The organism is Streptomyces lonarensis, from assembly GCF_012033735.1.
Lineage (GTDB): Bacteria > Actinomycetota > Actinomycetes > Streptomycetales > Streptomycetaceae > Streptomyces > Streptomyces lonarensis.
Genome location: NZ_JAAVJD010000090.1, coordinates 13,543 through 20,756 on the forward strand (window position 1 = coordinate 13,543; position 7,214 = coordinate 20,756).

The window sequence follows — 7,214 nt, forward strand, 5'->3', positions numbered from 1 at the left end:
TGCCCCCCCCCCCCCCCCCCCCCCCCCCCCCCCCCCCCCCCCCCCCCCCCCCCCGCCGGGTGTCAGCCCTCGAAGACGGTGAGCGGGACCTGCACCGCCACCGCCAGGCCGCCCGGCCCGGCGGTCCAACCACGACCGGGGACCAGCGGCATGCGGACCTGGTCCGCGGAGAGCCGGGCGCCGATGAAGTCGCCCTCGGTGATGGACTTCGGGCCCAGCAGGATCGCCTGCCGCGACCGCCGGGCGGCCGAGACCCAGCCCAGCGCGCCGAAGGAGTCGGCGGAGCCGGCGAGGATCAGCCCCTGCCCGGCGTCGCGTCCGGAGACGGCGAGCTTGCGCAGCAGCTTGTCGGCGCGGGCGTTGATCAGCAGGTCGGCGTCGTCGATGACGACGACCGTCGGGCGGCCCTGCTGCGCGTCCAGCGCCGCCTGGAGCTCGTCCACGCTCGGGTCCGGATCGGGCAGGACACGCGCCAGGTCGTGCACGCCCAGCCGCCGCAGCGGCGAGTCGCGCGGGGTGATGACCACCAGGGAGGTCCCACCGACCAGCAGCGAGACGCACATGGTGGCGAGGGTGGTGGAGCGCCCGGAGCGGGCGGGCCCGACGACCAGGTAGCTGCCGCCGCCGGCGGCGAGGTCCTGGCCGAGCGGGGTGGCGCCGTCGCCGCCGACGCCGACCAGCGCCCACAGCGGCCGCCGCAGCTTCTCGGGGATGCGGTCGGCGACCTCCTGGTAGCCGATCAGCGTGGGGAGTTCGGCGACCCGGAAGGGGCGCCGGGCGGCGGGCACGGTGTGGTCGCGGTCGCGCGCCGTGCGGGCGATGCGGCGCAGCGCCTCCGCCTGGTCGGGCGCGGGGCGTTCACCGGCGAGGAGCGCCTGCTCGATCTCCCCGGCCTCGTCGGCGCCGTCGGTGGTGGCGGGCGGGCCCGGCAGCAGCGCGATCTGTGTCTCGACCCCGCCGGGGGCGTGCCAGCCGCGGCCCGGCGGGACATGGTCCGGCACCTGGTGGCGGTTCATGCCGGCGAGTTGGTAGTCGGTCTTCTCCGCCTGGCGCAGCAGCAGTCGCCGGTCGTTGTGGGCGGCGAGCCGGCCGCCGAGCAGGATGCGTTCGGAGGTCGCGACGACGTGGATTCCGGCGGCGGCGCCCTCCCTCAGGAGCCGGACGATCTCGCCGTAGAGGCGGCCCCCGTCGTAGTCGTCGAGCATCGCGCTGAGGGCGTCCCAGCCGTCGATGAGGAACAGGATGTGCGCGGGCCGCTCGGCCTCGGGGAGCGCGGCGCGCAGTTCGGAGATGCCGGCGCAGCCGCGGGAGGAGAGCTGCCGCTGCCGTTCGGTGAGTTCGGCGGCCAGCCGCAGCAACAGCCGTTCCAGCCGCTCGGAGTCGTGGCGGGGGACGATGGCGCCGGTGTGGGGCAGCTCCTCCAGGGCGAGCAGGCCGCCGCCGGCGGCGTCGATGCCGTGGATGTGGAGGTCGGCGCTGCTGAGGACGGCTGCGGCGGCGCCGGCCATGGACCGCAGCGTCTGGGTGCGGCCGGAGCGCGGCGACCCGACGACGTAGAGGTGGCCGAAGTTCTCCAGGTCCATGGTGCCCAGGCGGCGTTCCTGGAGGTCCGGGAGGTCCAGCAGGGCGTACGGCACCACCGGCAGGGCCCCGGCGCGCGGCGGGGGCGCCGGCGGGAGGTCGTCGAGGTCGATGAGGCGGGGCAGCGCGGGCAGCCAGGGGCTGGGCTGCTGGGCGAAGTCCGGGAGCCGCTCCGTCGCCTCGGTGATGGCGTTGACCAGGGCCCGCAGGTCGGTGGGGGGCTCCTCGGCCCCGGTCGGCGGCAGCTCCTCGTCGTGGTCGTCGCCGGTGTGCTGCGGGGCGCGGCCCAGCCCCTGCCAGGTGAGGCGGGTGCCGCGCACGGGGCGGGAGTCGCTGGTCTCCGCGGGGGCGTCCGAGGCGCCGTCGGTGGCCCGTTCGGCGCCGGCCCACGCCGACTGGACGGGGACCGCCGCGGTGGCGCCGCGGCGGACCAGGGCGCGGCCGGGGGTGGCGGCGGAGATGTTGGCGGCGTCCGGCGCGTCGATGATGTCCTGGCTCTCGGCGCGGTCGGTGACCCGCAGCGAGATCCGCAGGTTGGTGTTGGCCTTGATCTCGTTGTTGACGGAGCCGCCGGGGCGCTGGGTGGCGAGGATGAGGTGCAGGCCCAGCGAGCGGCCCCGCTGGGCGAGGTTGACCATGCCGGGGACGAAGTCGGGGAGTTCCCGCACCAGGGTGGCGAACTCGTCGATGACGATGAGCAGGCGCGGCAGCGGCGGGAGTTGCGGGTCGCGGGCGCGTCGGGCGCGGTACTCGGTGTGGTCCTTCGCCTCGGCGGCGGCCAGCACCCGCTCGCGGCGCCGGAGTTCGGCGGCCAGTGAGGCGAGGGCGCGTTCGACGAGGTGGCCGTCGAGGTCGGTGATCATGCCCAGGGTGTGGGGCAGCCGGGAGCACTCGCGGAAGGCGCTGCCGCCCTTGTAGTCGACGAGGACGAAGGTGAGTTCGTCGGGCCGGTTGACCGCGGCGAGGGAGCCGATCATCGTCTGGAGGAGTTCGGACTTGCCGGCGCCGGTGGTGCCGCCGACCAGGCCGTGCGGCCCGTCGCGGACCAGGTCGAGCCGGAACGGTCCCTCATAACCGGCGCCCAGGACGAAGGCGGTCTCGGCGGGTCGGCGGCTCCAGCGCTTCAGGAGCGCCTCGGCGTTGGGAGGCTCCTGGTCGAGGAGCGGCAGCAGTCGCACCTCGTCGGGGAGGCCGGACGAGCCGTCCGGGGTGACGTCGCGGACCGGGGAGAGCGCCCGCGCGACCTGCTCGCACCAGTCGCGGGTGACGAGGTCGGCGCGGAGGTCGTCCAGCGGCGGGGCGCCGGTGACGCGGACGGAGATGCGGCCGGCGGTGGCGGTGACGACGCCGGTGCACTCCTCGGGGAGGAGTCGCTCGCGCTCGTCGACGCAGAGGCTGAAGACGCGGACGCCCGGACCGGTGGTGAGGATGTCGATGACGCCGGGGACGTCGCGCAGCCGGCGGGCGCCGTCGAGGACGACGAGGACGTCGGCGTCGCGGTGGAGCGCGGCGCCCATCGGGGAACGGGCGGCGTCGGTACGGGCCTTGATGTCGGCGAGCAGTTCGCTGACCCGGTGGGCGGTCGACTCGGGGTCGTTGCCAAGGTGGATGACGGGGCCGTCGTCGGAGCCGCCGCGGCGGTTGCGCAGGTGCGGCAGCCAGCGGACCCAGGCCCAGTCCTCGCGGTGGGTGTCGGAGGTGAGGACGACGATCCGCAGGTCGCGCGGGCTGTGGAGCACCGCGCTCTGGGCGACGGCCCAGCGGGCGACGGCGCGGTGGCTGTCGTCGGGGCCGGTGAGGCCGAGGACGCCGCGGTCGGTCATCTCCAACGCGAACGGCACGTCGGCGAGTCGCCAGTGGACGGTCTGGTGGTTGCTCTCGCGCGCGGAGTCGGTGATGCGGCGCAGCGAGGCGCGGGTGATGGTGCCGAACCGCAGCGCGAGGTGGTCCGGGTCGTGGCGGCGGCGCTGCCAGAGCAGCGCGCCGGGACCGGTGGCCGTCAGCAGCACGGTGGCCGGGTCGGGGAAGGTGACGTTGCGCAGGGCGCGTTCCTCGACGCTGGCCTGGCGTACCTCGCGCTCCAGCGAGGCGCGGCGCAGCCGGAACAGCCGGAGGGCGTCCGCGTGGGCGCGGCGGCCGTTGCGGCGGCCGGCTATCCAGTTGCCCAGCGCCATCAGCGGGGTGAAGAAGATGAAGATGAGGAAGTAGAAGCTGCGGAACAGGCTGACCATGACCATGCCCATGATCAGCGGCATGAGGACCATCAGCAGCGGGAACGCCCGGTCGCGCGGCTTGCTGGGCGGGCCGGGCATCCGCAGCGAGTCGGCGTCCAGGTGCGGGGCGATGCGCGGCGGTCGGTTGTACTCCAGCCCCACGCCGTCCGCGGCCGGGTTGACGGCGGCGTCGGGCTCGCTGACCGGGCCGAACCGCAGCAGGTGGTCGCCGAGGGCGAGGTCGGCGTAGGGCGGCCACTCCTCGGAGTCGTCGCCGGGCGGCGGCAGCACCCCGGGCGGCGGGGGCTCCTCGGGGACGGGTAGTCCGTCGGGGCCGGGCGGGTCGGGTGCGGTGGTGTGGCCGCCGGGGCCGCCGTCGTGCGGGCCGGCCGGTTCCTCGTCGGTGAGCGGGGTGCCGGTCTCGGGGTCGACGGGCGGCGGCGGGGTCAGCGAGCGCAGCCCGCAGCGGGCCGGGTTGGCGTCCGGCGGCAGCAGGAAGCTGAGGGTGCCGTCGGTGCGCACGGTGATCCACACCCCGCCCTCGGGCGCGCCGCCGTCGGGCAGCCGCAGCACGCAGCCCCGGTCGGTGCCCGCCTCGTGGCTGCCGGGGCCCAGTCGCCAGACGGTGCCGGAGCCGGGGCCCGAGACGTGCCGGATCTCGACCAGGGCCGGCTCGGCCTCGGGCGGGGTCCAGGCGGGCAGCCGGCCGGCGGCCGGGACGGGCGCGCCGAGGCCGAGGACGGCGCCCTCGCGGATGCCGCTGTGGGCGACGGGCGTCTCCGGCCGCAGGGCACGGCCGTCGAGGTACAGGACGGGCGGCGGCCCGTCCTCCTCCTGCGGCTCGCCGGCCAGGGCGGTGGCCAGGCCGGCGACGGTGGCGTCGGCCGGCAGGTCCAGCAGGTGGTCGGTGTGCCGGCCCTGCGGGTCGGCGGTGGTGAGAGTGAGGTCCACGGTTGCTTCCAGTGGGGCGGGCGGTGCCCGAAGCGGTCAGGGGCGGTGCGTGGAGCGGGAGCTGCGGCCGGGCGGCAGGGAGGACTCCTCGTCCCCGGTGCCGCGGGGCGGCGCCGCCGGGGCGGGCACGGGCGCCGGGGGCGCGGTCGTCGTCTTGGAGAGCGCGATCCGGTGGCGGGGGTCGACCACCGGGCCCGTGCGGCGGGTGCGGGCGCTGCGGGCCGCGGCGGGCGCCTCCTCCGGTTCCGCGAGGACGGCGGGCTCGCTCGTCTCCTCGACGGCGGTGACGGGGGCCGCGGGGGCGGCGGCCGGGCGGTCCTGGACGGCGGCGGCGGGGACGCCGGTGACGACACCCTCCTCCTGGAACAGCTCGCTGCCGGTGAGGCCGCCGGCCCCGGCGCCGGCGGGCGGCGGCGGGGGAAGCGGCGGGAAGCCGCGCAGAGTGCGGGCGACGGCGCGGCTGAGCGCCGCCCCGTTGGCGAGCAGCGGGGCTCCGCTGATCGCGACCCGGCTGTGGCGGTCGGTGAAGACGCGGCGGGTGTGGCCGCGGCCGGGCCCGTTGACGAGGACACGGATCGGGGGGCGGCCGGCGTCGGGCGCGGCGGTCAGCTCCGGCGGCAGCGGGTCGGGGAGCGTCGCGGCGATGAGGACGGAGGGCAGCACCGGCATGCCGGTGACGTCGTCCCGGGGGGTGGAGGGGGCGCCGAGCGCGGCCAGCGCGGTGCGGTAGGCGTCGCGGACGGGCTCGCCGGGGAACCGGGGGTGGACGTCGGCGGCGACGGTCACCATGCCGCTGGGCATGCGGGCGTCGAGCTGCGCCCCGAGGACCTGGACGAGCACGGAGGCGTTGCGGGCGTCGCCGGTGACGGAGGTGACCGTGGGCCCGGTGGCGAGGTCGACGAAGACGCAGCCGCGGTGGCGTTCGCCGACGGCGACCAGCACCGGGCAGGGGCCGCCGCGGGCGGGGGCGATGGCGGGCAGGTCGGCGCGCTGCGCCACCCACTCCCCCGGCGCGTCGGGGTCGGGGTACCAGGGGCCGGGCGGCTCGGGGGCGCCGGGCACGGCGGCGTGCCCGGCCAGCATGACGCGGACCCAGTCGGCGTCGACCCGTACGGCGTAGGGGACGGAGGAGCCGGCGGCGGCCTCGCGAGCGGTGAGGACGGCCAGTTCGGCGTCGCGCCAGGTGCTCGTGTCGCCCAGCAGCCCGGTCAGCCGCCGCAGCGCCCGGCGGTACCGGAGCCAGGCCCGGGGCGGGGCGGCGAAGGCCAGCGCGGTGGCCTTCATCTCGCGCTTGATGCGGCGGCCGACGACGCGCCAGCCGCCGCGCTTCATGACCTGCCAGCGCACCAGCAGGAAGAGGACGAGCAGGGTGCCGAGGATGCCGCACCAGCGGAAGATGGTGTCGCGGTGCTCGGCGAAGAAGGCGAACGGGTCGACGGTCCTCATGCGGCGCTCTTCTCCGGGGCGCGGTGGGCGGGCCGCCCGGACGCGCGGCGTGCCGCGACCGGACGGGTGGGATGGTCATCGTCGCTCACACCCAGCTCCCGGCGCAGCGCCCGTACCGCGTAATGGACACGGGATTTCACGGTGCCGGGCGGGACGCCGAGTTCGCGGGCGGCGTCGGCGCACGACAGGTCGCAGAGCATGACCGCGGCGACGGCGCGGCGGTGGTCGGGGCTGAGGCCGGCCAGCGCCCGCGCGACGGCCTGCCGGGTGGCGACCGACTCGGCGACGTCGGTGGTGTCCGGTCGCAGCACCAGCTCCGGCGGGTACTCCCCCATGGGCACCGCCCGGTCGCGGCGGTGGGCGTCCACCGCGAGGTTCCGCGCCACGCGGTAGAGCCAGGGAGCGAGATGCGCGTCGGAGGGCGCCGCGTCCGGGGAGAGCCGCCAGAACCGGAAGAGGGCCTCCTGGGCTATGTCCTCCGCGCGGTGCCGGTCGCCCGTGAGCCGCTGGACGTACTGGACCAGCCGCGACCGGTGGTCGAACGCGTCGTGCAGCCGGACCTCGGCGGGTGCGGCAGTGGGGGGCGTGCGCATCTGGGATCGGGCTCCGTCCTGAGGTGACAGCCAACGGCTGTGTACGCGCCAAGCCTCGAACGCTCGAATGTCACTCCGGTAACCATACGATTGACACGAGGAGTTGCACCGTGCGCGGATGATACTGCCTGGCAGGTACAGGGAAATGTCCGGGTCCGGGCAGAGAGCGGGCACATCGCCCCTCGTCACGGGCGCGCGAGTCCGGCATCCGCCGCCGTCTGGCCGGCCGCGGCCACCCTGCCCACCCCCGCGCGAATCTCACTCCGTGTAACTACCGAGCCGGGCGCGCGCGCCGGTGCGAGGCACTGTTCTCAGCCCCGTACGCGCCGGCGTCGCCCCACCGGCGTGCCCGCGGCGCCGCCGCGCCACAGGGCCGGGTACCGGCCGTGACGGGGCTGCGGTGCGCACCGGTCACGCGGCGGGCCCGCCG

The 7,214-nt window shown here is 76.7% G+C and carries 3 protein-coding genes; all 3 read right to left on the reverse strand.

Annotation, left to right across the window (positions count from 1 at the left end):
• Positions 1 to 62: 62 nt before the first annotated feature.
• From HCN56_RS13285 to HCN56_RS13295, 3 genes are read right to left on the reverse strand one after another with little or no spacing between them, the layout of a single operon-like run.
• A complete protein-coding gene (locus HCN56_RS13285; protein ID WP_167970697.1) occupies positions 63 to 4,745 on the reverse strand; it encodes an FtsK/SpoIIIE domain-containing protein in 4,683 nt (1,560 codons plus the stop codon).
• Positions 4,746 to 4,781: 36 nt separating this feature from the next.
• Positions 4,782 to 6,191, reverse strand: coding sequence for a hypothetical protein (locus HCN56_RS13290; RefSeq protein WP_167970699.1), 1,410 nt, complete (start codon positions 6,189 to 6,191; stop codon positions 4,782 to 4,784).
• Positions 6,188 to 6,784 carry a sigma-70 family RNA polymerase sigma factor gene (locus HCN56_RS13295; protein ID WP_167970701.1) on the reverse strand — a complete coding sequence of 199 codons (597 nt, stop codon included), beginning with the start codon at positions 6,782 to 6,784 and terminating at the stop codon, positions 6,188 to 6,190. Before HCN56_RS13295 ends, HCN56_RS13290 begins: the two co-directional genes overlap by 4 nt.
• Between the last annotated feature and the right edge of the window lie 430 nt (positions 6,785 to 7,214).

Excerpts from the sequence above, each read along its gene's own strand:
- HCN56_RS13290 (WP_167970699.1), bottom strand. The coding sequence starts at position 6,191 with ATGAGGACCGTCGACCCGTTCGCCTTCTTCGCCGAGCACCGCGACACC.
- HCN56_RS13295 (WP_167970701.1), bottom strand. The coding sequence starts at position 6,784 with ATGCGCACGCCCCCCACTGCCGCACCCGCCGAGGTCCGGCTGCACGAC.